Origin of the sequence: Serratia sp. SM04, from assembly GCF_040280225.1 — a bacterium.
In the GTDB taxonomy this organism is placed as follows: Bacteria; Pseudomonadota; Gammaproteobacteria; order Enterobacterales; family Enterobacteriaceae; genus Serratia; species Serratia sarumanii.
Genome location: NZ_JBEOQT010000001.1, coordinates 656,713 through 682,355, shown reverse-complemented (window position 1 = coordinate 682,355; position 25,643 = coordinate 656,713). Strand labels below are relative to the sequence as shown.

Genomic DNA, 25,643 nt, shown 5'->3' with positions numbered 1-25,643 from the left:
GAGGTGGCGTATATTACGCTTTCCTCTTTCAGAGTCAACCCTAATTTTCAGGATTTTTTCTCTTTCTTCCCGGCCGCTGTGTGAAGTGAATCACTTGCGCCGTGTCGATGGAGGCGCATTATAGGGAGCCGGTTCAGAATGACAAGCGATAATATGCATTTTTTATCTGACCGCTCACTATTCATTCGTAACGCCTATTAAACCCGCTTTTTGATGGCTTCAGGCAGGTCCGCCAGGCTATTTAGCACCCAATCGGCCAGCTTTTCGCCCTGCTCCGTCACCGGCTTGCCGGTACGCACCAGCACCTTGGTGCCGACGCCGGCCGCGATCGCCGCCTGCATATCTTCCGGTTTATCGCCCACCATATAAGAAGCGGCCATATCGATGTTCAATTCCTGCTGCGCTTGCAGCAGCATGCCCGGCTGCGGTTTACGGCAGTCACACACCTGACGATACTCTTCTACTACCGCCTCCGGATGGTGCGGGCAGAAATAGATGCCGTCGAAGTCAACGTCGCGATCGGCCAGCGACCAGTCCATCCACTCGGTCAGGTACATGAATTGGTCTTCGCTGAACTTGCCGCGCGCAATGCCGGACTGGTTGGTCACCATTACCAGCGCGAAGCCCATCTTTTTGAGTTCGCGACAGGCGTCAATCACGCCGTCAATAAAGTGGAAGTTGTCGATTTCATGGACATAGCCATGGTCAACGTTAATCGTACCGTCACGATCGAGAAAAATTGCTGGAACGCTTTGTGTCACCGCTTTGCTCCTGAGGGCCTGTATACGCTGACAGTATCGCATGTTTTACCCCGCACTGAGAACGCCGGAGAACGTCGCAGGCCGTTGACTTGGACGTCTAGACGCCTTAACATCTGATCCATACCTTGGTTCCACGCCGAGGTTTACTTTTATCTAGCCACGGGCAACCACGCTAAAATAAGAAGAATATGATTAAACTTTCTAACATCACTAAAGTGTTCCAGCAGGGTTCGCGCACCATTACCGCGCTCTCTGACGTGACCCTTCACGTCCCTGCCGGGCAAATCTATGGCGTCATCGGTTCCTCCGGCGCCGGTAAAAGCACGCTGATTCGCTGCGCCAACATGCTGGAGCGCCCAACGTCCGGCCAGGTGCTGGTCGATGGTCAGGATCTGACCTCGCTGTCGGAAAGCGAACTGACGCGCGCCCGTCGCCAAATCGGCATGATCTTCCAGCACTTCAACCTGCTCTCTTCCCGCACGGTGTTCGGTAACGTGGCGTTGCCGCTGGAGCTGGACAATACGCCGCGCGCCGAGATCAAAAAGCGCGTGACCGAACTGCTGGAGCTGGTCGGCCTGGCGGACAAGCACGACGCCTACCCGGCCAATCTGTCCGGCGGCCAGAAACAGCGCGTGGCGATCGCCCGCGCGCTGGCCAGCAATCCTAAAGTGCTGCTGTGCGATGAAGCCACCAGCGCGTTGGATCCGGCCACCACCCGTTCCATCCTGGAACTGCTGAAAGACATCAACCGCCGGCTGGGCCTGACCATTCTGCTGATCACCCATGAAATGGACGTGGTGAAACGCATCTGCGACCAGGTCGCGGTCATCAGCCAGGGGCAACTGATCGAAAAAGACAGCGTCAGCGAAGTATTCTCGCACCCAAAAACCCCACTGGCCCAGCAGTTCATTCAGTCCACGCTCCATCTGGATATCCCGGACGACTACGCCGCGCGCCTGTCGCCGGAGCGTCAGGGCGACCGCCAACCGCTGCTGCGCCTGGAGTTCACAGGCCAGTCGGTCGATGCGCCGCTGCTGTCTGAAGCCGCTCGCCGCTTCAACGTGAACAACAACATTATCAGCGCCCAGATGGATTATGCCGGCGGCGTGAAATTCGGCGTGATGCTGGCGGAGCTGCACGGCAGCGACGAAGACGCGCTGGCGACGATTAAGTTCCTGCAGGAAAATCAGGTAAAAGTAGAGGTTCTGGGTTATGTCTGAGGCAATGATGTGGTTGATGGCGCGTGGCGTGTGGGAAACCGTCATGATGACCTTTGTCTCCGGCTTCTTCGGTTTCGTGCTCGGCCTGCCGGTAGGCGTGCTGTTGTATGTCACCCGCCCGGGGCAGATCATCGCCAACAACTCGCTGTATAAAATCCTGTCCGGGCTGGTGAACATCTTCCGTTCTATCCCGTTCATTATCCTGCTGGTTTGGATGATTCCATTTACCCGCATGATCGTCGGCACCTCTATCGGTCTGCAGGCGGCCATCGTGCCGTTGACCGTGGGCGCCGCGCCGTTCATCGCGCGCATGGTGGAAAACGCCCTGCTGGAGATCCCGTCCGGTCTGGTGGAAGCGGCGCGCGCCATGGGCGCCACGCCGATGCAGATCATCAAGAAAGTGTTGCTGCCGGAAGCCCTGCCGGGCCTGGTCAACGCCGCGACCATCACGCTGATCACCCTGGTGGGCTACTCCGCCATGGGCGGCGCAGTCGGCGCCGGCGGTCTGGGCCAAATCGGTTACCAATACGGTTATATCGGTTATAACGCCACAGTGATGAATACCGTATTAGTATTACTGGTAGTTTTGGTTTATCTGATCCAGTTCTGCGGCGATCGCATCGTCAAAGCCGTTACCCATAAATAGTTTCACAGCATGTTAATGCGAGTCTAATGAGGAAGGGATATGTCGTTAAAATTTAAATCCATCGCGGCAATTGGCGCACTGATCGGCTCTCTGGCTCTGGCGGGCTGCGGCCAGGATGAAAAGAATCCGAACCACATCAAGGTCGGCGTGATCGTCGGCGCTGAGCAGCAAGTGGCCGAAGTGGCTCAGAAAGTGGCAAAAGAGAAATACGGTCTGGACGTTGAACTGGTCACTTTCAACGACTACGTGCTGCCTAACGAAGCGCTGAGCAAAGGCGATATCGATCTGAACGCCTTCCAGCACAAGCCATACCTGGATCAGCAGATCAAAGATCGCGGCTACAAGCTGGTGCCGGTCGGCAACACCTTTGTTTACCCGATCGCCGGTTACTCCAAGAAAATCAAATCGCTGGACGAGCTGAAAGAGGGTTCTCAGATCGCACTGCCTAACGATCCGACCAACCTGGGCCGTTCGCTGCTGCTGCTGCAGAAAGTCGGCCTGATCAAACTGAAAGACGGCGTTGGCCTGCTGCCGACCGTGTTGGACGTGACCGAGAACCCGAAAAACCTGAAGCTGGTTGAGCTGGAAGCGCCTCAGCTGCCGCGTTCTCTGGACGATCAGCAGATCGCGCTGGCGGTGATCAACACCACCTACGCCAGCCAGATCGGTCTGACGCCGGCGAAAGACGGCCTGTTCGTGGAAGATAAAGACTCGCCTTACGTCAACCTGCTGGTTGCGCGCGAAGATAACAAAGATGCGGAAAACGTGAAGAAATTCGTGCAGGCCTATCAGTCTGACGAAGTGGACGCCGCCGCCAACAAAATCTTCAACGGCGGTGCGGTGAAAGGCTGGTAAGCGCTTATTCGTCAATTTTATTCCTATAATTGCAAGACGGGCCAAGGCCCGTCTTGTTATTTCCGCCATAGATTGCTTCAATAGCGCCACTTTCATTAAGGCAGAGGAATCTCAATGCGTGTTTTACCTCTCTGTTTGTTAGCGCTCGCGCTGGCCGGATGTTCATCGCAACGTATCGCGCCGTCCTCAACAAACAGCACCAGCAAGCCGACCACTACCGCCCCGGCCAAGACCACGCCGGCCGCCCGCCCCGCTCCGGTAAAACTGTACAAAAGTGCAGAAGAGCTCGTGGGCAAGCCATTCCGCGATCTGGGTGAAGTGTCCGGCGAATCGTGCCAAACCACCGTACAAGACTCCCCACCGAATCTGGCTACCGCCCGTAAACGCATGCAGATCCGCGCGTCTTACATGAAGGCCAACGCCGTGCTGCTGCACGACTGCCAGATTGTCAGCGGCGTCGCCGGTTGTTACCAGCAGGCCGTCTGCCAGGGCTCGGCGCTTAACGTCTCGTCCAAATGACCGAATTCGTTTTCGAGCAGATCGGCGTGATCCGCTCGCCATATAAAGAAAAATTCGCCGTTCCCCGCCAGCCGGGGCTGGTCGAAGACGGTGGCGGCGAACTGCTGCTGCTGCCACCTTACAACCAGGCGGAGGCGGTACGCGGCCTCAGCGATTTCAGCCATCTGTGGGTGATGTTCATTTTCCATCAAACCCTGGAAGGCGGCTGGCGGCCGACGGTGCGCCCGCCGCGTTTAGGCGGCAATGCCCGCATGGGCGTATTCGCCACCCGCTCCACCTTCCGCCCCAACCCGCTCGGCATGTCCCTCATTGAGCTGAAAGGCGTGCGGGTGAAAAACGGCGAAGTGGTGCTGGAGCTGGGCAGCCTCGATCTGGTCGACGGCACCCCGGTGGTAGACATCAAGCCTTATCTGCCGTTCGCCGAGAGCCAACCGCAGGCCCGCGCCGGTTTTGCCCAGGCCGCGCCCGCCGGCGATATGCCGGTGCGTTTCGCGCCTCAGGCCGAGCAGCAGCTGCAGCAACATCAGGCGCGTTATCCGCAATTAAGGCGTTTTATCAGCCAGGTGCTGGCGCAAGATCCCCGTCCCGCCTATCGTAAAGGAGAGGACGTCGAACGGGATTACGCCGTCTGGCTGCTGGATTTCAACGTGCGCTGGCGCGTCGTGGACGGTCATACCGAAGTGTTGGCGCTCGACCCGCGTTAAAATTCCGCCGCCTCTCTTTTGGCGACCCGCTCGCGCTGGTAAACTAAACCACTTTTGTCACTTTTGGCCGCCACTCTGGCAGCCCGATGCAATTTGCAGTTCTAACGGAACCAAAACACCATGCGTACTAGCCAATATCTGCTCTCCACACTGAAGGAGACACCCGCCGACGCCGAAGTGATCAGCCACCAGCTGATGCTGCGCGCCGGGATGATCCGCAAGCTGGCCTCCGGTCTTTACACCTGGCTGCCGACCGGCCTGCGCGTTCTGAAAAAGGTTGAAAACATCGTTCGCGAAGAAATGAACAATGCTAACGCGATCGAAGTGTCCATGCCGGTGGTTCAGCCTGCCGATCTGTGGCAGGAAAGCGGCCGTTGGGAGCAATACGGCCCCGAGCTGCTGCGCTTCGTCGACCGCGGCGATCGTCCGTTCGTGCTGGGCCCGACGCATGAAGAAGTGATCACCGATCTGATCCGCAACGAGATCAGCTCGTACAAACAGCTGCCGCTGAACTTCTTCCAGATCCAGACCAAGTTCCGTGATGAAGTGCGCCCGCGTTTCGGCGTAATGCGTTCCCGTGAGTTCCTGATGAAGGATGCCTACTCCTTCCATACCTCGCAGGAGTCTCTGCAAGAGACTTACGACGCGATGTACGAAGCGTACAGCAAAATCTTCAGCCGCATGGGTCTGGATTTCCGCCCGGTGCAGGCCGATACCGGCTCGATCGGCGGCAGCGCCTCGCACGAATTCCAGGTGCTGGCAGACAGCGGTGAAGACGATATCGTGTTCTCCACCGGTTCCGACTTCGCCGCCAACATCGAGCTGGCGGAAGCGGTCGCGCCGGCGGCGCCTCGCGCGGCGGCCGGCGAAGAATTGCGTCTGGTGGATACGCCGAACGCCAAAACCATCGTTGAGCTGGTCGATCAGTTCCAGCTGCCGGTGGAAAAAACCGTGAAGACGCTGATGGTGCGCGCCACCGAAGAGAGCGGCCACAAGCTGGTTGCCCTGCTGGTGCGCGGCGATCACGAGCTGAACGAAGTCAAGGCCGAGAAGCTGGCGCAGGTTGCCACGCCGCTGACCTTCGCCACTGAAGAAGAAATTCGCGCCATCGTCGGCGCCGGCCCGGGTTCACTCGGCCCGGTCAACCTGCCGATGCCGGTGGTTGCCGACCGCAGCGTGGCGGCGATGAGCGACTTTGGCGCCGGCGCCAACGTCGACGGCAAACACTACTTCGGCATCAACTGGGAGCGCGATCTGCCGCTGCCGCAGGTGGCCGATATCCGTAACGTGGTGGACGGCGACGCCAGCCCGGACGGTCAGGGCACGCTGCTGATCAAACGCGGCATCGAAGTGGGCCATATCTTCCAGCTCGGCACCAAGTACTCGGAAGCGATGAAAGCGACCGTGCAGGGCGAAGACGGCCGCAACCAGGTGCTGACCATGGGTTGCTACGGCATCGGGGTCACGCGCGTCGTGGCCGCCGCCATCGAGCAGAATCACGACGAACGCGGCATCATCTGGCCGGACGCCATCGCGCCGTTCCAGGTCGCTATCCTGCCGATGAACATGCACAAGTCGTTCCGCGTGCAGGCGCTGGCCGAAGAGCTGTACAACACCCTGCGCTCCCACGGCATCGACGTGATCCTCGATGACCGCAAAGAGCGCCCGGGCGTGATGTTCGCGGATATGGAACTGATCGGCGTGCCGCACTCTATCGTTATCGGCGACCGCAATCTCGACAACGAAGAGATCGAGTACAAGAACCGCCGCGTCGGCGAGAAACAAATGATCAAAACCGGCGAAATCGTTGATTTCCTGCTGGGCCAGATCAAACGCTAAGCGACGAATACCAGAAAGTAAAAAACCCGCCTAGGCGGGTTTTTTTATATCCGAAATCGCTTATTTGCTGCTGCAGTTCTTGCTGCGGTCAAACACGATTTTGCCGTCCGGCACCAGCGCCTTCTCGGTCAGACCTTCCTCCATCGACGGCTGCACGCTGAAGTGCGCGCTGAACGTCAGGAATACCGGCTCGCCGGCGGTCTTGTATGCTTTGGCGTAACCTTGCTCCAGCGCGATGTTATTGTCCACCGGGAAGGTTTTGCCGGTAGCGCAGTCCTTGAAGACCGCCGCGTCCGCCATATAGGTGTAGCTGCCTTTCAGCGTCATCGGCGTTTTAGGCAACGGCTTCTCAACCGGATCCAGACGGTAATTCAGCTTGGACTCGATCGGCACGCCGCTGCGATCCAGCATTTCCAGGCTCTTGCCCACCGGGCGGAAATAGCGTTTTTCGCCGTTGCTGTCGGTCAGCACCAGCTTATCCGCGGTGCGCGCCCATTTGCCGTAGTCGGCAAAGGTCTGATCGCCGTCTTTGGTGCCGCGATAGGTTTCCTGCAGCACGAAGGTGCCATCCTCATCCAGGAACAGCGCCGTCTCCAGACCGCCGCAATCGGCGCAAGGCAACACCCCTTGATAGCTCTGCGGCATCGGCTGCAGCGGTTGTTCCTTCGGCTGATAATGATTGTTGCATCCCAACAACGAGAGTGCGCCTGCCGCGAGGAACAGGGCTACCGTAATTTTTTTCACAGTTATTCTCCTACTGTGTTCATGTATTCCTAAGTGCGAACCTTGCCACGCAGCGCCTTGGTGGCGCCTTTACGCGCCTTGCCTTCCAGGCGACGCAGTTTGGCCCCTTTTGTGGGCTTGGTCGCCTTGCGCGTTTTTTCCACCACCATCGCCTGCCGAATCAGCGCGGCCAGCCTGGCCAACGCCGCTTCGCGATTCAATTCCTGACTGCGATACTCTTGCGCCTTGATAATCACCACGCCATCGGCGGTAATGAGATGATGATTCAGCGCCAGCAGCCGTTCCTTATAATACTCTGGCAGGCTGGATGCCCGGATGTCAAAGCGCAAATGGATCGCCGTTGAGGTTTTGTTCACGTGCTGGCCGCCCGCGCCCTGCGCGCGGATCGCCGTCAATTCCAGCTCATTATCCGGTATGGCGACGTTTCTTGACAGTTCCAGCACCGGTCACACCTGCGCCAGCTGCCACTCGGCGAACTGGATTTCCAGACTATTCTGAGCATCGGATAGCCAAATAGTTCCCTCCTGCAACGTCGCCTGCAGCGTCATGGTGCGGCTGGCCAGCGCCGTCAGGCGCGCCAGCTGTTCGTCGTCGAGGAAACGCACGCTCAGGTTCTTGTAGCCGGCCACCTTGCCCTGCATTCCCTGCCACCACACGTGCGCGGCGCGCTCGCCGTAGGCGTACAGCACCACGCGCGGCGACTGGTTGCAGGCCTTGCGGATACGTTTTTCGTCGGGCAACCCCATCTCGATCCACATTTCCAGCCCATTGTGGTCGTTGCGCTGCCAGATCTCCGGCTCGTCGTCGGCGCTCAGCCCTTTGGTGAACACCAGCCGCTCGTCGGCATGGCAGATCCAGGCCAACAGGCGCAGCATCATGCGCTGCTCGTTTTCGGACGGGTGTTGCGCCAGCGTCAGCGTGGCGTCGTGGTAGAAGTGACGATCCATATCAGCGATATTGACCGCGGCTTTATAAATGGTTGCTTTCAGCGCCATGGGTGACCTCGTTATTATCCGGCGACAGTGTACTTGATCAGGGCCGAACGCCGCCAGCGCGGCCCGGCCGCGGCAGTGCGAAAGGCGTGCCGGGGTGCTGATAACTCCATAACAGCTGTGCTATAGTCGTCTGGGATAGGATAAAACTCCAAGAGCCTGCGCCTCATCGCGATAGTAGTCTTGATGATGCAGAGGTTCTTAAGGGAGGAAACTGTGCAACAATACTGTGAGTTAGTACGCCGTACTTACGCCGAGATTGGCAGTGGAGATCTTGGCTACGTGCCCGATGCGCTGGCTTGTGCGTTAAAGGCATTGGACGATGTCGCAGCGAACGATGCGCTACCGTCCTCCGTTAGGGAACAGGCGGCCTTTGCCGCCGCTAACTTATTGGTGAGCGACTATGTTGATGAATGATGAGTACCAACCCATCAATTGCGATGACTACGACAACCTGGAACTCGCCTGTCAGCATAAACTTATTCTGAAGCTGGAGTTACGCGACGGAGAAGTGATCGAGGCCAAGGCGATCGACCTGCTGCAAAAGAAACGCGTTGAGTATCTGACCATCGAACAGAACGGCCAGCAGCGCGACCTGCGTCTGGACCATATCAGCAGTTTCAGTCATCCGGAAATCGGTACCGTGGTCGTCAGTCTGTCGGACTGAGCAGCGGTAACCCCATCCCAACAGGGCAGCCCAACGGCTGCCCTCGTCATTTACGGCTTCAGGCTGGCGTAAAAGGCCGCCAGATCGGCGATATCGTCATCCGACAGCCCCGAGACGTAGGCCTTCATCACCTCGGCCTGGCCGCCGTTGCGCTCCCCTTTCTTGTACGCCTGCAGCGCGTGCTGCAGGTACATGGCGTTCTGCCCGGCCAGATTCGGGTACATCGGCACCGTCACCTTGCCCTGCGCGCCGTGGCACGCAGCACAGGCGGCGGCTTTCGCCTGGCCGGCCACCGCATCCCCCGCCGCCAACGCCGGCAGGCTGAACAGGCCGGCGGCCAACAGCGTGATCCCCACAAACTTCATTATTGCTCCTCTCGATTATGATTTTTTTCCCAGCGCAGCCGCCACGGACGTTCGCCTTCCGGCACCTGCCCCGCCTCACAGACGAATACGCCCAGCGCGGCGATCAGCTGCTCATCATAATAAATCAACGGGATGCGTTCACGCTGCCAGGGCGGGATCCCCAGCTCCTGCCACAATTTTTTTATCGGCCGCGAATGGGCGCGCCCCACGATGCGCACCGCGCCCTGCACGCCGCCGAAACGAATGCTGATCCGCTGCGACGGCTGCGGCGCGCGCAGCGCCAGCTCGCCCTCACCCGCGACAAGCCGCCCCAGCCCGTCCGGCAGCGCCAGCGGCTCGTCAGGCTGCCAGGGCAGATGCACATCGCGCAGCGCCGCCAGCGGCGGCAACAGGTGCAACCGGCCGCGGAAACGGCGAATCTGATAGGCGCCGAGCTGCAGCTGCGGTTCGGCATCCTCCCGGCTGAGCGCCACCTCCTCCCACAGGCGCTGAAGCTGCTCACGCGCCGGCATGGTGACGTTAAACAACGCGATCCAGCGCCGCAGCAAGGCGAAGCGCCGCACCGGCGAACAGTCCGTCAGGCCGTCGATCGCCAATGAGCGATCCGCCGCCAACAGGCTTTGCAGCGGTTCCGCCAGCAGTTCGTCCAGCAGCTGCTCCTGCTCGGCGCACAGGCCGGCGCTGCGCGCCACCGCCGAGGCGAAGTGCGGCCAGCGCTGGTTGAGCTGCGGCAACACCTGCAAGCGCAGGAAATTGCGATCGAAGCGCGTGTCCTGATTGCTGTCGTCATCTATCCAGGTTAAGGCGTGGCGTTGCGCGTAGCTTTCCAGCGTCTGGCGTGAGCAACCCAACAGCGGCCGCAACAGCAGGTGCTCGCCCAACGCCGCGCGCGCCGCCATCGCCGACAGCCCCGCCGGCCCGCTGCCGCGCTTGAGCGCCAGCAGGAAGGTTTCGCTTTGATCGTCGAGGTGTTGGGCGGTGAGCAGCGCTTCGCCCTCCGTTAGCGCGGCGCTGAAGGTGGCATAGCGCGCCGCGCGCGCCGCCGCCTCGATGCCGCCCTGGCGGGCGTCCACCTGCACGTGCGTCACCGTCAGCGGGATCTGCCAGTCGGCGCAGCGGCTGCGGCAATGCTCAACCCAGCGGTCGGCGAAGGCGCTCAGGCCGTGATGCACATGCAGCGCGCGCAGTTGCATTCCCGGACGCCGGCGGCGCAACGTCGCCAGCACATGCAGCAGTACGCTGGAATCCAGGCCGCCGCTGAACGCCACCAGCAGCCGCTGCTGCGCGCCCAACTGGTCTGCCACCCGCGTCGTTAATTGATCAGTATTCATCGGTCGGCTTTGTCACTTCTACATAGCTGCACGTTAACCCCGCCTACCGTCATCAATCAAGCATTAACCGTCCGTGCCTGGCGCCGCGTCAGCAACCACCAGCCACCCAGTACCGCGATCACCGCCAGCGCGCATCCGGCCGCTCCCCAGCCAATCTGGGCGAAAATGCGGCCATACGCCTGCATCGCCGCCCCCTCGATGTGATCCTCGGCGGTCTGATTGGCGATAATGCCCGCCAGGTAGTTGGCGATCGAGCCGGTCGCCAGCATATAGATACCGGTCAGTACGCCGGTGGCACCGGGGATATTCAGCCGGGTGATCTGCGCCATCGCCACCGGATCGATAAACAGTTCGGCGAAGCCCATCACCGCCAGGCCGGCGATCATCAGCCCCATCGATCCCGGCCCGTGCAGCCGCGTATTGAGTGCCATCAGCGTAAAGCCGACGCCGATCAACAGCAGACCGAAGGCGAACTTGCACCAGATGCGCAACGTGCGATCGCCCGCACCGTCGCCGCTCGCCAGCCATGCCAGCGCCACGCCGCCCAGCATTACCGCACAGGCGTTAACCGACTGGAACAGCGCGGTCGGCACCGTCCAACCGAACCAGCGCCGATCGACGAAGTGATCGATAAACAGGCTGATGGAGCTGCCGCCCTGCTGGGCGAAAGCCCAGAACAGCGTGCCCAGCAGCATCAGCACAACGATCTGCCACAGCCCCCGGCGCTGGCCGGCGTCCGCACGCAGCATAATGCGTGCCACCAGCACCACCGCCGCCACGCACACCAGCCCGAGCAAATAGCCGGCCCAGTCGTGCACAAACAGCAGCGTGAAGAACAGCGGCGATGCCAGCAGCGCCGCCAACAGCCAACCCCAGTGCGGCAAACCCAGGCTTTTGGCGCGCATCAGCGGTGCATTCACGCCGCGGGTATGGCGGAAGTGGCGCCCGCCGAGCAGGAAGATCGCCAGGCCGGCGAACATGCCGATCCCGGCCAACGCAAAGCCGACGTGCCAGCCATAGCGCTCGGCCGCCAACCCGCAGGCGATCGGCGCCAAAATAGATCCGACGTTGCCGGCGGCGTACAGCAGCGAGAAGCCCCCTTCGCGGCGCGAGTCGTGCGCCGGATACAGTTCGCCCAGCAGGCAGCTGATATTGGATTTGAACAGGCCGTAGCCGCAGATGATGATGGCCAGCGCCAGATAGAGCGACTGGGCGGAGACCGCGCTCAGGCCGAGCACGATATGCCCCAGCGTCATCAGCGCCGCGCCGGCGATCACTGCGACGCGATTGCCCAGCAGGCGGTCGGCGAGCCAGCCGCCCAAAATAGGAGTGACGTAAACTAACGAAGCGTAAGCGCTGTAGAGATCGATGGCGTGGCTGTCGGTATAGCCGAGTTGGTGGGTCAGATAGAGAATCAGTAACGCACGCATGCCGTAAAAGCTGAAATATTCCCAAATTTGTATGGCTACGACATAGTAAATTGCGCGCGGCTGTGAGGGTGTTTTCATGGAGGTCTCCCATCAGTCGGTGAACGGCAAAGGGGAAGCGCGAGCGCCTCCCCTGTTATTGGCTGCGGTTATTTCGCCTTCAGCACTTTCACCCGATAACGTCCGTCCGCCTGACGATAGGCGCCGTGAATGTCGGTTTCAAAGCCCGGATAATGCGCGCCGATTTCGCACAGCATCTGCAGGAACTCCAGCACCGGCCGGCTCTCCTCGGTCAGCATTTCGCCCGGCATCACCAGCGGCACGCCCGGTGGGTATGGGAGGATCATATTGGCGTTGACCTTGCCGACCATCTCTTCCAGATAAACCTCTTCCACTTCGCCGTGCAGCTCTTTCTGGAACGCCTGGTACGGGTTCATCACCATGGTTGGCAGCACTTCGAACGCGCGATACATCAGGTCCGGCAGGTTGTGTTGCTCCACCAGGCGGTGAATGTTCTGCGCCAGATCCTGAATGCGCATGTTTTCATAGAAATCAGGCGCTTCCTGATACAGCGAAGGCAGCATGTTTTTCACCCGCAGGTTCAGATCGAACGAGCGTTTGAAGTCGGTCATCGCGCGCAGCAGGCTGAGCGCCTTGGTTTTGTCGATGCCGATGCTGAACAGGAACAGCAGGTTGTACGGCCCGGTTTTCTCGACGATGATGCCGCGTTCGTCGAGGTATTTCGCCACGATGCTGGCCGGGATGCCGAACGGCTGCATCTCGCCTTCCTTGCTCATCCCCGGCGTCAGAATGGTGACCTTGATCGGGTCGAGATACATGTGTTCGTTATCGATGTTCTTGAAGCCGTGCCAGGCGCTGTCGGAGCGCAGCGGCCAGCATTCCGGCTCATCGATATGTTCCGGCTGCCAGACGTCGAAGAACCAGCCGTCGGACTCGACTTTCAGGCGTTTGATCTCTTTGCGGAACTTGATCGCGCGTTCGATGGAGCCGTTGATCAGGCGCTTGCCGGCGTTGCCTTTCATCATCGCCGCGGCGGTTTCGGTCGACGCCACGATGCCGTAGTGCGGCGAGGTGGTGGTGTGCATCATGTAGGCTTCGTTGAAGGTTTCTTCGTTGATATCGCCCTTCACGTGAATCATCGAAGCCTGCGAGAAGGCCGCCAGCAGTTTGTGGGTGGACTGGGTTTCATAGATCACCTTGCCCTCCACGCGGCCGCCGCTCATGCCGCACTTGCCTTTATAGATCGGGTGGAAGTTGGTGTAAGGCACCCAGGCGGAATCGAAGTGGATAGACTTCACGTCCAGGGTGTTCTTGATAAAGTCGGTGTTGTACAGCAGGCCGTCATAGGTGGAGTTGGTGATCACCGCGTGTACCGGCCAGGTGGCGTTCGGGGTGTCCTTCACGCGTTTGGCGATGGTGGCGCGCTGGAACTCGCTCTGCGGAATGCCGCCGAGGATGCCGTAGGCGTTGCGGGTCGGGCGGAAGTAGATCGGCGTGATGTCACTCATCATCATCAGGTGAGTCAGCGACTTGTGGCAGTTACGGTCAATCAGCACCGTGCTGCCCGCCGGCGCCGAATACATGCCGACGATCTTGTTGGCGGTGGAGGTGCCGTTGGTGACCATGTAGCTGCGTTCGGCGTTGAACACGCGGGAAATGTACTCTTCCGCCTCTTTGTGCGGGCCGGAGTGATCCAGCAGCGATCCCAGTTCGGACACCGAAATCGAGATATCCGACTTCATGGTGTTCGGGCCGAAGAAATCGTAGAACAGGCTGCCCACCGGGCTCTTCTGGAACGCGGTGCCGCCCATGTGGCCCGGCGTACAGAAGGTGTATTTGCCTTCGCGCACGTATTTGAACAGCGCCTTGGTCAACGGCGGCAGGATGGTGTCGATGTACTCGTCGGTGTTCTGTTTGATCTTGGCGGCGATGTCGGTTGCCGCGCCGAGCGCATATTCGAAGAAGCGCACCTGCATGCGCAGATCGTTCAGGCTGACGTCCAGCGTCGAATAGGTGTTGGCGAACGCATACAGCGGCATGTATTCGTTCAGCTGGCTGATCTCTTCGCACAGCTCCAGGTTGTATTTGTCCCAGTCGAAGATCACCCCGCACAAGCGGGCGTTGTTCTCGATCAGTTTCAGCAGGTCTTCGCGATCGTTAGGGTAAACGATGCGGAAATCCAGACTTTCCAGCGCCTGATGCAGTTCACGGATAGGCTCTTCTTTGAAGTAGACACCCATGTGATTCATGATGGCGATAACGTTCATATGCATTTCTCCTGGCAAAGCAAGCCCCTTCCCGTCGCGGCTGACAGGTCGGAAAGAAAGGGGCTGGGTAAATTCAGTCGGTCAGCGGACGCGAATCAGTGCGCTTTGGCCGTGGTGTTTTCATCGACCGCCGCGGCGTTGGCAGCCTGGCGGGTATTCATTTTCCGGGCGTAGAACATCAGGATAATCAGGCTGATGATAAAGGTGCCGGACAGTTCGAATGAGTTGGCGCCCATCAGCGCGATGAAGCAGAAACCGCAGCCGCACACCGAAGCGATCAGGCTCAGCAGGTTGCGCACGTTGACCCCTTCGAAGCGGATCAGGTCTACGCAGGAGTAGAAGTAAGGCAGCATGGTCAGCAGCACCGCGATGCCGGTCAGTTCGCCGAACAGGTCGGACGCTTTGCCGCCGGCGGAGCTCATCAGGGTGATCAGCACCATCAGCGCGGTCATTTTGCAGCCGGCCAGCAGCAGGCCTTTCTTCGGAATGCCGTTTTTATCCAGCTCGCCGTACACTTTCGGGAAGTTGCCGTCGTTGGCGGCGCGTACCCCGGCCTGGCCGACCAGCATCATCCACGAACCGAGCGACGTCAGGCAGGCGAAGGCAGTGAAGGCGGAAACCATCGGTGCGGCCCAGTTGCCCATAATCGCCGAGGCGCTGATGGCGAACGGCGCGCCGCTGGCGGCCATTTCAGACGCCGGGAACATACCGCTGATCACCTGAGTGGCGGCGATGTAGATAATGCCCGCCAGGCCGGTGCCAAGCATGGTCGCCAGCGGCACGGTGCGTTTCGGGTTTTTCACCATGCCGGTGCTGACCGCTGCGGATTCCACACCGATAAATGCCCACAGGCACAGCAGGATACTTTTAATCACCGCATGGCTGTCGGTGGTACCGGAGGTATTCCAGTTAGCCTGGTAGGTGGCGACGTCAAACCAGTGCCAACCGAGGGTGGCAGTCACGATCACCGGGATCAGCACCAGCACCAGGCCCAGGGTGGTCAAACGGCTGACCCAGGTTCCGCCCAGCATGTTGACGAAGGTGAAGATCCACACGATGGCGATACAGGCGATGCCGGCAGGTACCGGGTTATTCAGCGCCGGGAAGAAGGTGGAGAGATAAGAAACGGCGGTAATGCCGATGGCCAGGTTACCGATCCAGTTGGCATGGTAATAAAGCACGCCGGTCTGGAAACCGAAGGCCGGGGAAATTTCACCCGCATAAGCGATAGGGCCGCCCTGCTGCGGGTTTTTGGTGGCGAGGCGGGCATACACATAGGCCAGCGACATCGCCCCGATAATCGAGATCACCCATCCCCAAATGGCGATAGATCCGAGACTCGCCAGGTTGGCGGGCAATAAGGCAATCCCGCTCCCCATCATATTACCGGCGACGACGCCGGTGCAGGCAATAAGCCCTATTTTCTTGGGTGAAGCCATGGTCAGTTTCTCCTGATTTACGTTTCTTATAAGCCACACCCATAAATGAAAGATTTTAATGAGCCGGCTTGATAGTCAGGATGCTAACCATCGGGGGGAATAAAGTCCTAAAGATAAAGTGAGATTACGCTCATGATCATACAAATGATAACCTGAGGTTTTTCATTAACACATCAAGATAAAAAGGTAAGCTAAAGAAAAGATAAACATCATTTAAAAACAGCAAAATAGCGAGGTTAATCACGCATAACAAACGGCAAAAAAAGAGCAATATTGCGCAGAAAAATAATACATTCATGCAACATGACTTTACCAATAAATAACGCCGCCATGATCCCCGGAGAATAATGGCGGCGTGATAGCGGTTAATTATTGGCGCTGATAGTTATTTAAATAAGGCACCACGTTGGTCAACGACGTCTGGAATACGCCATTGGTGATCCAATGCAATGTGTCCTCGCCGGGGCGAAGATTGAATGCGGTAATATAAGAATCCGCCGCCAAATGATTCTGCCCCTGCATTTCATACACTTTCCCCAGCAACACATAATTCAGCCACGACATTTGCAATTCAATCCCCAGATCGATCGCCCGGTGCGCCTCGTCAATGCGCCCCTGCGTCAATGCATCTACCGCCAAAACTTGCTGCATGATTGGCGTGTTTTTCAGTTCGGGGATGGTCGCCAAATGACTGATATCGGCGCGCAGTTGCGCCAAGGCCTGGCTGTCGAACGGTTGATAAGAATTGCGCAGCAGGTCCACCAGCGCTTTTTCCGCCAGCAGGTAGTGGAAGTTCGGCGCGCTTTTAATCAACTCGCTCAACTGGGCGCTGGCGCGGGTCAACGAATCGGCGTCGCCGAGGATCAGCAACTGATGCGCCTGGTAGAAGCGCTGCAGCAGCGGCCCGTTGTCGGGCAGCAGCTGCGCCAGACGCTGCTCCAGCTGTGGCGGCCAGGGCTGCTTCAGCGCTGCGGACAGGCTGGAGAGGAAGTCAGTCTGGATCTTCAGCTGGTTATCGGCGGTAATGAAGTAACGCTTGTCCAGCATGACTGAGCTGTCGGCGTTATCCACCAGCCGCACGGACAGGAAACACTGCTGGGCGCGGTAGTGGCGCTGATTGACAAACTCGATATACAGCGACTTGCCCGAGTTGCTGGGGCCGGAATAGTTGTAGTTGGTCTGGTCGTGCACCAGGAAGGTCGAGTAGGTGTTCAGCGAATCGGTGATCAGCTCGCTGACGCCCACCACATAGGAGAGCTGCGGCATCCAGTTGCTGCAGCTCTCGCCGCCCTGGATGCGAATGTCGATATCGCGCGGGTTGAGCAGCACCGGCATGGTCGATACCGGCACGCGCTGCGACAGCGTGGCGATGCCGACAAACGCCACGCAGACGCTGAGCGCCGCCAGAAACGCCAGCCACACCCAGAAGGTTGAGCGGCGATAAAAGCGCGGCTTCTTTTCGCCGGGCGCGGCAACCGGCGCGCTTGCCCGGCGCGGCGGCACGTACGGCGTCTCGTCTTCCTCGCTGCCGTCTTCCGGTTCATGCATGATCACCGCAATCTGCGGCGCCGGTGCGGGAGCGGGTTGCGTCTCCCCCTCTTCACACCAGATCACCGACGTCGCCAGCTTATATCCGCGCTTGGGCACGGTGATAATGTATTCCGGGCTGTCGCTGTCGCCGTCTTTCAGGTATTTGCGCAGCTCCGAAATACATTGGGTCACCACGTGGTTGGTGACGATATTGCGCTTCCAGACGTTGTCGATCAGCTCGTCGCGGCTCAGCACCACGTCCGGATGGCGGGCGAAATAGCACAGCATGTCAATCAGGCGCGGTTCCAGCGTTTTTAGGCGTCCGTCGCGGCTGATGGTGTTGTCGGCAGGGGTAACCAGCCACTCCCCGACGCGAAAAGCAGGCTCTTGCATGGCGGAAATAACTCTGTAGGCATGTAGGGCAAGGGCGCGATCATAGCATAACCGCCCCCGGCTGTGGCCGCCGGGAGGCGATTAAGCCGTTAACTCTCGTATAATTCTAACGGTAAACCATCGGGATCGCTGAAAAAGGTAAAGCGGGATTGGGTGTAAGGATCGACGCGTACCGGTTCGCAGGCGACGCCGGCCGCCTGCAGATGGGCGATGGCCTGGTCAATGTCGTCAACGCTGAACGCCAAATGGCGCAGGCCGCAGGCCTCCGGGCGGCTGACGCGAGCCGGCGGCGAAGGGAAAGAAAACAGCTCGATGGCGTATTGCCCGTTGAGCGCCAGATCCGCTTTCCAGGAGTCGCGCTCCTCGCGGTAGACCTCGCTCAGCAGGGTGAATCCGAGAATGTCACAATAAAAACGCTTGCTGGCGGCGTAATCCGCGCCAATGATCGCGATATGGTGTACCTGACGTAACGCCAGCATGGCGGCCTCTCCTGTTCGGTCTGATGAGGCAAGGTATCCGGCGGCAGTGATGCCGTCAACGGTCAATCTTATCTGCTGTTCTCCCCCATTTGCGCTCTCATACAATCCCGCCGTAACATTCAAATTATTTTTGATAATTACAATACGAAATTATATTAGTATTGAATTTATTTGCCGCCTATTCACGCCATGACGGCAACAAAACTCACCTGAATAAAGGAACAGGTATGAAAATGCGCCCCGGTGTCATCGGTTCGTTAATGTGTATTTCCACTTCGGTTTGGGCAACGACGGCGCCCGTTTGCGTAAAAACAGACCGGCTCCAAATCGAGGGGTTGTTCGAGCAGTGGAATACCGCTTTACAGAGTGGAGAAGCGCGAAAAGTCGCAAATACTTATCTGGACGATGCGGTGTTGCTCCCCACGCTTTCCAACAAGATGCGGCTGACGAATGCCGAACGGGTGGATTACTTCAGACATTTTCTGGCGAAAAGACCGGTGGGCAACATTAAAAGCCGCACCATACGCCTTGGCTGCAACACCGCGATAGATACCGGCATCTATGCCTTTACGTTCGCAGACAAATCGACGGTATCGGCGCGTTATACCTTTACCTATGCCTGGGACGGTGACGAGTGGAAAATCTCCACTCATCACTCCTCCGTCATGCCGGAAAGCTGACCGCCGGAAACCGCGCTACGCCCGATATCAGGAAGGCTTCAACACCTTCACCAGATAGCGCCCGTCCTCCGTCAGCCTGGCGCCGTGGATGTCGGTTTCAAAACCGGGATAGCGCTCGCCGATCGAGCACAGCATCAGCAGAAAATCGAGCACTGCCCGGCTCTCTTCGGTAATCATTTCCCCCGGCATCACCAGCGGCACGCCCGGCGGATACGGCAGGATCATATTGGCCGCCACCTTGCCCACCAGCTGATCCAGCTCGCAGGTTTCCACGTTGCCCCGCACCTGCTCCTGGAACATCTGGTGCGGCGTCAGCTTCATTTCCGGCAGCACGTCGAACGCCCTCTGCATCAGGCGCGGCAGATCGTGCTGGCAGATCAGGCGATGAATGCCGGCGGCCAGATCCTGAATGCGCATGTTGCGATAGAAATCCGGATCCTCGGCGTACAGATCCGGCAGCATGTTCTTCACCCGCAGATTGAGATCGTAGGCGCGCTTGAAGTCGGTCAGGCCGCGCAGCAGGCTCATCGCCTTGGTTTTGTCGATGCCGATGCTGAACAGGAACAGCAGGTTGTACGGCCCGGTCTTCTCCACCACGATGCCGCGCTCGTCGAGGTACTTCGCCACCAGCGCCGCCGGGATCCCTTCCTCCTCCAGCGCACCCAGCTCGTTCATGCCCGGCGTCAGGATCGTCACCTTGATCGGATCGAGGTACATGTGATCGCGATCGGTCTGGCCGAAGCCGTGCCAGTTGTCGTCCGGATCCAATGGCCAGCATTGCGCCTCATCGATCTCTTCCGGTTGCCAAATGTCGAAGAACCAACTGTCGCTCTCCTCGCGCAGCCGCTGCACTTCACGGCGAAAATGCAGCGCGCGCTCCACCGAGCGGTTGATCAAGCGGCGCCCCGGGTTGCCGCGCAGCATGGCGGCCGCGGTCTCCATCGACGCCACGATGCCGTAGTGCGGCGAGGTGGTAGTGTGCATCATGTAGGCTTCGTTGAAGGTGCTCTCGTCGTAGTCGCCCTTGATATGAATCATCGAGGCCTGCGAGAAGGCCGCCAGCAGCTTGTGCGTAGACTGGGTTTCGTAGAAAACCTTACCGGGCACCCGCTCGCCGCTCATGCCGCTCTTGCCGTCGTAAATCGGATGGAAGTTGGTGTAAGGCACCCAGGCGGAGTCAAAGTGGATCGATGGCACCTCCAGCGTCTGCTTGATGTAGTCGGTGTTGTACAGCAGGCCGTCATAGGTGGAATTGGTGATCACCGCATGCACCGGCCAGGTGGCGTTCTCGGTCTCCTGCACCCGGGCGGCGATGCTTTCGCGGGTGAACTCGCGCTGCGGAATGCCGCCGAGGATGCCGTAGGCGTTGCGCAGCGGGCGCAGATAGATCGGCACGATATCGCTCATCATCAGCAGGTGGCACAGCGATTTGTGGCAGTTGCGGTCGATCAGCACGGTGCTGCCGGCCGGCGCCGAATACATGCCGACGATCTTGTTGGCGGTGGAGGTGCCGTTGGTGACCAGATAGCTCTGCTCGGCGTTGAAGGTGCGCGCGATATACTCTTCGGCCTCCAGGTGCGGCCCGGTGTGATCCAGCAGCGAACCGAGCTCGGTAACCGAAATCGAGATGTCGGCCTTCAGGGTATTGGCGCCGAAAAAGTCATAGAACAGGCAGCCCACCGGGCTTTTTTGAAACGCGGTGCCGGCCATGTGGCCCGGCGTGCAGAAGGTGTACTTCCCTTCGCGCACATAGTTGAACAGCGCCTTGGTCAGCGGCGGCGTAATGGTATCGATGTATTCCGCGGTGTACTGCTGGATGCGCTGCGCGATATCGTCCGTCGCATTCAGGCCATACTCGAAGAAATAGAGCACCATGCGCATTTCATGCAGGCTGACGTCGAAGGTGGAATGGGTATTGATAAAGGCGTACAGCGGCAGGTATTCGTTCAGCTCGTTGATTTCGCTGCACACCTCCAGGCTGTAGTCGTCCCAGTCGAAGATCACCCCGCAAATGCGGGCATTGGCTTCGATCAGCTTCAGCAGATCACCGCTGTTTTTGGGGTACACCAGCTGGAATCCCATGGCGGCCAGCGCCGCGTGGAGCTCGCGGATCGGCTCATCTTTGTAGTAGACGCCCGTCGGGCCCATGATGGCGATGATATTCATCGGCAGCTCCTGTCAGTTAACGGCCAAGTCTCTATAACACCACGAAAATCCGGTGGTGTGTAGCCAAAAAAAAACCGCCCGGAGGCGGTTTCTTGCAGCGAAGCACAGAACTCAGCAGTAGCCGTAATTCATCAGACGCTGGTAGCGGCGGTTGAGCAACTCTTCGTCGTTCAGGCCGTCCAGATCTTTCAGATCGGCCAGCAGCTGCGCTTTCAGCGCGGCGGCCATCGCCGGCACGTCGCGGTGCGCGGAACCCAGCGGCTCCGGGATCACCGAGTCGATCAGCTTCAGCTCTTTCAGGCGCGGCGCGGTGATGCCCATCGCTTCTGCGGCCAGCGGCGCCTTATCGGCGCTCTTCCACAGGATGGAGGCACAGCCTTCCGGCGAAATCACCGAGTAGGTGCTGTACTGCAGCATGTTCACCTTATCGCCCACGCCGATCGCCAGCGCGCCGCCGGAGCCGCCTTCGCCGATGACGGTGCAGATGACCGGCACGTTCAGGCGCGACATCTCACGCAGGTTGCGCGCGATGGCTTCGGACTGGCCGCGCTCTTCCGCGCCCACGCCCGGATAAGCGCCCGGGGTATCGATAAAGGTGATGATCGGCATCTTGAAGCGCGCGGCCATTTCCATCAGGCGCAGCGCCTTGCGGTAGCCTTCCGGCGCCGGCATGCCGAAGTTGCGGCGGATCTTCTCTTTGGTTTCACGGCCTTTCTGGTGCCCGATGATCATCACCGGGCGGCCATCCAGGCGCGCAATACCGCCGACGATCGCTTTGTCGTCGGCGTAAGCACGATCGCCCGCCAACTCTTCGAAGTCGGTAAAGATGTGTTTGATATAATCCAGGGTATAAGGACGGCGCGGGTGGCGTGCCAATTGGGCAATCTGCCAGGCCCCAAGATCGGCAAAAATCTTGCGCGTCAGCTCAACGCTCTTTTCACGCAGGCGCTGAACCTCTTCGTCCAGATTAATATCTAATTTTTCGTCTTGACGGCTGACTGCAGTCAGCGAGTCAATTTTCGCTTCCAGCTCTGCAATCGGCTGTTCAAAATCAAGAAAATTCAGACTCATAGCATTCCTATTTTAGTCAAATTCCAAGTCCACCTGCTCATTGCCTACCAACGTCCGCAAGTCGATCAACAAGCGGTCGGTGGGCGTCACGCGCCAGGTTGCGCCAAAACGCAGCTTGGCTCGCGCATCTTCCCGTTGATAGTAGAGATGCACTGGAATCGTCCCCGAGCGATGGGGTTCCAACGACTGACGGAGACGGTTCAAAAGCTGGTCATCAATTTGCCTGTCAGTCAGCGAGATAGCAAGCCCGCGAGCGTATTTTTCCCGGGCTTCACTGATGTCCATTACCTCGCGGGCCATCATTTTAAGCCCGCCGCTAAAGTCATCAAAGCTGACCTGTCCACTGGCGATAAGGATACGGTCTTTTTCCAACAAATGCTGGTATTTTTCTAACGCTTCGGTGAATAACATCACTTCCAGGCGGCCCGAACGGTCATCCAATGTACAGATGCCGATGCGGTTGCCGCGCTTGGTCACCATCACCCGCGCGGCGACCACCAGCCCGACGGCGGTGGTCATTTTGCCCCGATCCGTCGGGTGCATGTCTTTCAAACGCTGGCCACCGGCGTAACGTTCGATCTCCTTCAGGTACTGGGTGATCGGGTGGCCGGTCAGGTACAGCCCCAGCGTCTCCCGTTCACCGTCCAGCACCACCTGCTCCGGCCAGGGCGCGATATTGGCGTAGGATTGCTCCACCTGCTCCGGCGCTTCCGCCAGCACGCCAAACATATCCACCTGGCCGATCGCTTCGGCTTTCGCATGCTGATCCGCCGCTTTCAACGCGTCGCCGAGCGAATTCATCAGCGCGGCGCGGTGCGGCCCGAGGCGATCGAACGCGCCGGACATGATCAGTTTTTCCAGAATGCGGCGGTTCAGTTTCTTGATGTCTGAGCGCGCGCAGAGATCGAACAGGTCTTTGAAGTAACCCTGCTCGCCGCTGTTGCGCGCCTCGATGATGGCTTCGATCGGCCCTTCCCCCACGCCCTTGATGGCGCCTATGCCGTAAACGATCTCGCCGTCGTCGTTGACGTGGAAGTGATACAGGCCGCTGTTGATGTCCGGCGGCAGGATCTTCAGCCCCATGCGCCAGCATTCGTCCACCAGCCCCACCACCTTATCGGTGTTGTCCATATCGGCGGTCATCACCGCCGCCATAAACTCGGCCGGGTAGTGCGCTTTCAGCCACAGCGTCTGATACGACACCAGCGCATAGGCGGCGGAGTGCGATTTGTTGAAGCCGTATCCGGCGAATTTCTCCACCAGGTCGAAGATTTTCACCGACAGTTCGCCGTCGATGCCGCGCGCTTTGGCGCCATCTTCAAAGCCGCCGCGCTGCTTGGCCATCTCGACCGGGTTCTTTTTACCCATCGCACGGCGCAGCATGTCCGCGCCGCCCAGCGTATAGCCCGCCAGCACCTGGGCAATCTGCATCACCTGTTCCTGATACAGGATGATGCCATAGGTGGGTTCCAGCACCGGCTTGAGCGACTCGTGCTGCCACTGGATGTCCGGGTAGGAGATCTCTTCGCGGCCGTGCTTGCGGTCGATGAAGTTATCCACCATCCCCGACTGCAGCGGCCCCGGACGGAACAGCGCCACCAGTGCGATCATGTCTTCGAAGCAGTCGGGCTTCAGACGTTTGATCAGGTCTTTCATGCCGCGCGATTCAAGCTGGAACACCGCCGTGGTTTCCGAGCGCTGCAGCATGTCGAAGCTTTTCTTGTCGTCGAGCGGAATGGCGGCGATGTCGATCGGCTCCAGCCCGGTCTTGGCGCGCCGGGCGTTGATCATCTCCAGCGCCCAGTCGATGATGGTCAGGGTGCGCAGACCGAGGAAGTCGAACTTCACCAGCCCGGCGTATTCCACGTCGTTCTTATCGAACTGGGTCACCGGGTGCTGCCCTTCGGCGTCGCAGTACAGCGGCGCGAAGTCGGTGATTTTGGTCGGCGCTATCACCACGCCCCCGGCGTGTTTACCGGCGTTACGCGTCACCCCTTCCAGCTTGCGCGCCATGTCGATCAGCGCCTTGACCTCTTCGTCTGCCTCGTAAATTTCCGGCAGCTGCGGTTCGGCAGCGAAGGCTTTTTCCAGCGTCATGCCCGGATCCGGCGGCACCAGCTTGGAGATGCGATCGACGAAGCCGTACGGGTGCCCCAGCACGCGGCCCACGTCGCGGATAACCGCTTTCGCCGCCATGGTGCCGAAGGTGATGATCTGCGATACCGCTTCGCGGCCGTACATCTCCGCCACGTGCTCAATTACCTGATCGCGCTTCTCCATGCAGAAGTCGACGTCGAAGTCGGGCATCGAGACACGTTCCGGGTTCAGGAAACGTTCGAACAGCAGGTCGAACTCCAGCGGATCGAGGTCGGTGATTTTCAACGCATAGGCCACCAGCGAACCGGCGCCGGAACCGCGCCCCGGGCCCACCGGCACGTTGTTGTCCTTCGACCACTGGATAAACTCCATCACGATCAGGAAGTAGCCGGGGAACCCCATCTGGTTGATCACCTTCAGCTCGACGTCCAGACGCTCGTCGTATTCCGGGCGGCGCTGCGCGCGCACTTCAGGATCGGGGAACAGGAACTCGAGACGCTCTTCCAGCCCCTCTTTCGATTTGAGTACCAGGAAGTCCTCGGTGCTCATGTCGCCGGTCGGGAACTGCGGCAGGAAGTATTCGCCGAGGCGAATGGTGACGTTGCAGCGCTTGGCGATTTCGACGCTGTTCAGCAGCGCTTCGGGGATGTCGGCGAATAGCTCGCACATCTCGTCTTCGCTGCGCATGTATTGCTGCGGGCTGTAGTTGCGCGGCCGCTTGGGATCGTCCAGCGTAAAGCCGTCGTGGATGGCGACGCGAATTTCATGGGCGTCGAAGTCATCTTCCACCAGGAAGCGCACGTCGTTGGTGGCCACCACCGGCAAACCGCGCTCGGTGGCCAGCGCCACCGCCGCATGCAGGTAGTTCTCTTCGTCCGGGCGGCCGGTGCGGATCAGTTCCAGGTAGTAACAGTCCGGGAAGTGCTGCTGGTAGAAGTCCAGACACTGATCCACCTGCGCCTGGTTGCCGCGCAGCAGAAACTTGCCGACGTCGCCCTGACGCGCGCCGGAGAGCAGAATCAGCCCTTCGCGATGTTCAATCAGCCAGTCGCGATCGATGATCGGGCCGGCGGCGCCGTAGCCGCGCTGATAGGCGCGGGAAATCAGCAGCGTCAGGTTCTGGTAGCCTTCGTTGTTGCTGGCCAGCACCGTCAGCTGAGCCAGCTCGTCGCCCAGCTCTTCGCTTTGCACATGGAAATCCGCGCCGATGATCGGTTTGATCCCGGCGCCGTGCGCGCTGCCGTAGAACTTCACCAGCCCGCACAGGTTGGTGAAATCGGTGATTGCCAGAGCAGGCATGGCTAACGCGGCGGCTCTTTTCACCAGCGGCGCCGTCTTGGCCAATCCATCAATCATGGAATAGTCACTGTGGACGCGCAGGTGAATAAAACGAGGTTCGGCCATCTCCAGATACCTGATTGAAGGGGCTC

The 25,643-nt window shown here is 59.4% G+C and carries 23 protein-coding genes; 9 read left to right on the top strand and 14 right to left on the bottom strand.

The genetic code is table 11. The annotated features are described in order from the left end of the window. Window positions 1–197 precede the first annotated feature (197 nt). Window positions 198–761 carry a D-glycero-beta-D-manno-heptose 1,7-bisphosphate 7-phosphatase gene (gmhB, locus tag ABTW55_RS03065; protein WP_033635715.1) on the bottom strand — a complete coding sequence of 188 codons (564 nt, stop codon included), beginning with the start codon at window positions 759–761 and terminating at the stop codon, window positions 198–200. Window positions 762–949: 188 nt separating this feature from the next. Here gmhB and metN point away from each other — a divergent pair, with 188 nt between their 5' ends. From metN to proS, 6 genes are all read left to right on the top strand, one after another. Next, window positions 950–1,981 (top strand): methionine ABC transporter ATP-binding protein MetN, encoded by a 1,032-nt coding sequence (gene metN, locus ABTW55_RS03060; protein WP_004932012.1) that lies wholly within the window; start codon window positions 950–952, stop codon window positions 1,979–1,981. Continuing rightward, the gene (locus tag ABTW55_RS03055; protein WP_004932010.1) at window positions 1,974–2,627 is read left to right on the top strand and encodes a methionine ABC transporter permease MetI; all 654 of its coding nucleotides are present in this window, start codon (window positions 1,974–1,976) and stop codon (window positions 2,625–2,627) included. The genes metN and ABTW55_RS03055 overlap by 8 nt, the downstream gene beginning before the upstream one ends. 39 nt (window positions 2,628–2,666) lie before the next feature. After that, window positions 2,667–3,482, top strand: a complete 816-nt coding sequence (locus tag ABTW55_RS03050) for a MetQ/NlpA family lipoprotein (protein WP_033635716.1) — start codon at window positions 2,667–2,669, stop codon at window positions 3,480–3,482. Window positions 3,483–3,596: 114 nt separating this feature from the next. Continuing rightward, on the top strand, window positions 3,597–4,001 hold the full coding sequence (gene rcsF, locus ABTW55_RS03045; RefSeq protein WP_025304011.1) for an Rcs stress response system protein RcsF: 405 nt from the start codon (window positions 3,597–3,599) through the stop codon (window positions 3,999–4,001). Further along, a complete protein-coding gene (gene tsaA, locus ABTW55_RS03040) occupies window positions 3,998–4,705 on the top strand; it encodes a tRNA (N6-threonylcarbamoyladenosine(37)-N6)-methyltransferase TrmO (protein ID WP_049195423.1) in 708 nt (235 codons plus the stop codon). The genes rcsF and tsaA overlap by 4 nt, the downstream gene beginning before the upstream one ends. A 120-nt stretch (window positions 4,706–4,825) precedes the next feature. Then, window positions 4,826–6,544 carry a proline--tRNA ligase gene (proS, locus tag ABTW55_RS03035; protein WP_033655309.1) on the top strand — a complete coding sequence of 573 codons (1,719 nt, stop codon included), beginning with the start codon at window positions 4,826–4,828 and terminating at the stop codon, window positions 6,542–6,544. 60 nt (window positions 6,545–6,604) lie between these two features. Here proS and nlpE read toward each other — a convergent pair whose 3' ends face one another. From nlpE to ABTW55_RS03020, 3 genes are read right to left on the bottom strand one after another with little or no spacing between them, the layout of a single operon-like run. Then, on the bottom strand, window positions 6,605–7,288 hold the full coding sequence (gene nlpE / locus ABTW55_RS03030) for an envelope stress response activation lipoprotein NlpE (protein WP_033655310.1): 684 nt from the start codon (window positions 7,286–7,288) through the stop codon (window positions 6,605–6,607). A 29-nt stretch (window positions 7,289–7,317) separates the two neighbouring features. Then, window positions 7,318–7,731: an alternative ribosome rescue aminoacyl-tRNA hydrolase ArfB gene (gene arfB / locus ABTW55_RS03025; RefSeq protein ID WP_028127523.1), complete on the bottom strand. Its 414-nt coding sequence runs from the start codon at window positions 7,729–7,731 to the stop codon at window positions 7,318–7,320. Window positions 7,732–7,734: 3 nt separating this feature from the next. Next, window positions 7,735–8,283 carry a YaeQ family protein gene (locus tag ABTW55_RS03020; protein ID WP_033635720.1) on the bottom strand — a complete coding sequence of 183 codons (549 nt, stop codon included), beginning with the start codon at window positions 8,281–8,283 and terminating at the stop codon, window positions 7,735–7,737. Window positions 8,284–8,496: 213 nt separating this feature from the next. Here ABTW55_RS03020 and ABTW55_RS03015 point away from each other — a divergent pair, with 213 nt between their 5' ends. Then, window positions 8,497–8,697: a YaeP family protein gene (locus ABTW55_RS03015; protein WP_004931993.1), complete on the top strand. Its 201-nt coding sequence runs from the start codon at window positions 8,497–8,499 to the stop codon at window positions 8,695–8,697. Beyond that, on the top strand, window positions 8,684–8,947 hold the full coding sequence (gene rof / locus ABTW55_RS03010) for a Rho-binding antiterminator (protein WP_004931991.1): 264 nt from the start codon (window positions 8,684–8,686) through the stop codon (window positions 8,945–8,947). The genes ABTW55_RS03015 and rof overlap by 14 nt, the downstream gene beginning before the upstream one ends. 50 nt (window positions 8,948–8,997) lie before the next feature. Here the strand turns inward: rof and ABTW55_RS03005 are convergent, their stop codons facing one another. From ABTW55_RS03005 to ABTW55_RS02975, 7 genes are all read right to left on the bottom strand, one after another. Beyond that, window positions 8,998–9,312 (bottom strand): c-type cytochrome, encoded by a 315-nt coding sequence (locus tag ABTW55_RS03005; RefSeq protein WP_049233540.1) that lies wholly within the window; start codon window positions 9,310–9,312, stop codon window positions 8,998–9,000. Further along, window positions 9,312–10,643, bottom strand: a complete 1,332-nt coding sequence (gene tilS, locus ABTW55_RS03000; RefSeq protein WP_049233539.1) for a tRNA lysidine(34) synthetase TilS — start codon at window positions 10,641–10,643, stop codon at window positions 9,312–9,314. Before tilS ends, ABTW55_RS03005 begins: the two co-directional genes overlap by 1 nt. Window positions 10,644–10,699: 56 nt before the next feature. Then, a complete protein-coding gene (gene dtpD / locus ABTW55_RS02995) occupies window positions 10,700–12,151 on the bottom strand; it encodes a dipeptide permease DtpD (protein WP_049233536.1) in 1,452 nt (483 codons plus the stop codon). Window positions 12,152–12,219: 68 nt separating this feature from the next. Then, a complete protein-coding gene (gene cadA, locus ABTW55_RS02990; protein WP_038878804.1) occupies window positions 12,220–14,358 on the bottom strand; it encodes a lysine decarboxylase CadA in 2,139 nt (712 codons plus the stop codon). Between the two features lie 95 nt (window positions 14,359–14,453). Next, the gene (cadB, locus tag ABTW55_RS02985; RefSeq protein ID WP_041036471.1) at window positions 14,454–15,797 is read right to left on the bottom strand and encodes a cadaverine/lysine antiporter; all 1,344 of its coding nucleotides are present in this window, start codon (window positions 15,795–15,797) and stop codon (window positions 14,454–14,456) included. A gap of 369 nt (window positions 15,798–16,166) precedes the next feature. Beyond that, window positions 16,167–17,720: a lysine decarboxylation/transport transcriptional activator CadC gene (gene cadC, locus ABTW55_RS02980; RefSeq protein ID WP_060422219.1), complete on the bottom strand. Its 1,554-nt coding sequence runs from the start codon at window positions 17,718–17,720 to the stop codon at window positions 16,167–16,169. Between the two features lie 89 nt (window positions 17,721–17,809). After that, complete coding sequence (locus ABTW55_RS02975) at window positions 17,810–18,199, bottom strand: VOC family protein (protein WP_033655316.1); 390 nt, start codon at window positions 18,197–18,199, stop codon at window positions 17,810–17,812. A gap of 227 nt (window positions 18,200–18,426) precedes the next feature. Between ABTW55_RS02975 and ABTW55_RS02970 the strand changes: the two genes are divergently transcribed. After that, the gene (locus ABTW55_RS02970; protein WP_197803296.1) at window positions 18,427–18,879 is read left to right on the top strand and encodes an SgcJ/EcaC family oxidoreductase; all 453 of its coding nucleotides are present in this window, start codon (window positions 18,427–18,429) and stop codon (window positions 18,877–18,879) included. Window positions 18,880–18,906: 27 nt separating this feature from the next. Here the strand turns inward: ABTW55_RS02970 and ABTW55_RS02965 are convergent, their stop codons facing one another. The 3 genes from ABTW55_RS02965 to dnaE all read right to left on the bottom strand — a co-directional run bounded on the left by ABTW55_RS02965 (window position 18,907) and on the right by dnaE (window position 25,617). Beyond that, window positions 18,907–21,045 carry a lysine decarboxylase LdcC gene (locus tag ABTW55_RS02965; RefSeq protein ID WP_060422216.1) on the bottom strand — a complete coding sequence of 713 codons (2,139 nt, stop codon included), beginning with the start codon at window positions 21,043–21,045 and terminating at the stop codon, window positions 18,907–18,909. A 111-nt stretch (window positions 21,046–21,156) separates the two neighbouring features. After that, window positions 21,157–22,116, bottom strand: coding sequence for an acetyl-CoA carboxylase carboxyl transferase subunit alpha (accA, locus tag ABTW55_RS02960; protein WP_004931972.1), 960 nt, complete (start codon window positions 22,114–22,116; stop codon window positions 21,157–21,159). Between the two features lie 12 nt (window positions 22,117–22,128). Further along, window positions 22,129–25,617, bottom strand: coding sequence for a DNA polymerase III subunit alpha (dnaE, locus tag ABTW55_RS02955; RefSeq protein ID WP_048321892.1), 3,489 nt, complete (start codon window positions 25,615–25,617; stop codon window positions 22,129–22,131). Window positions 25,618–25,643 lie beyond the last annotated feature (26 nt).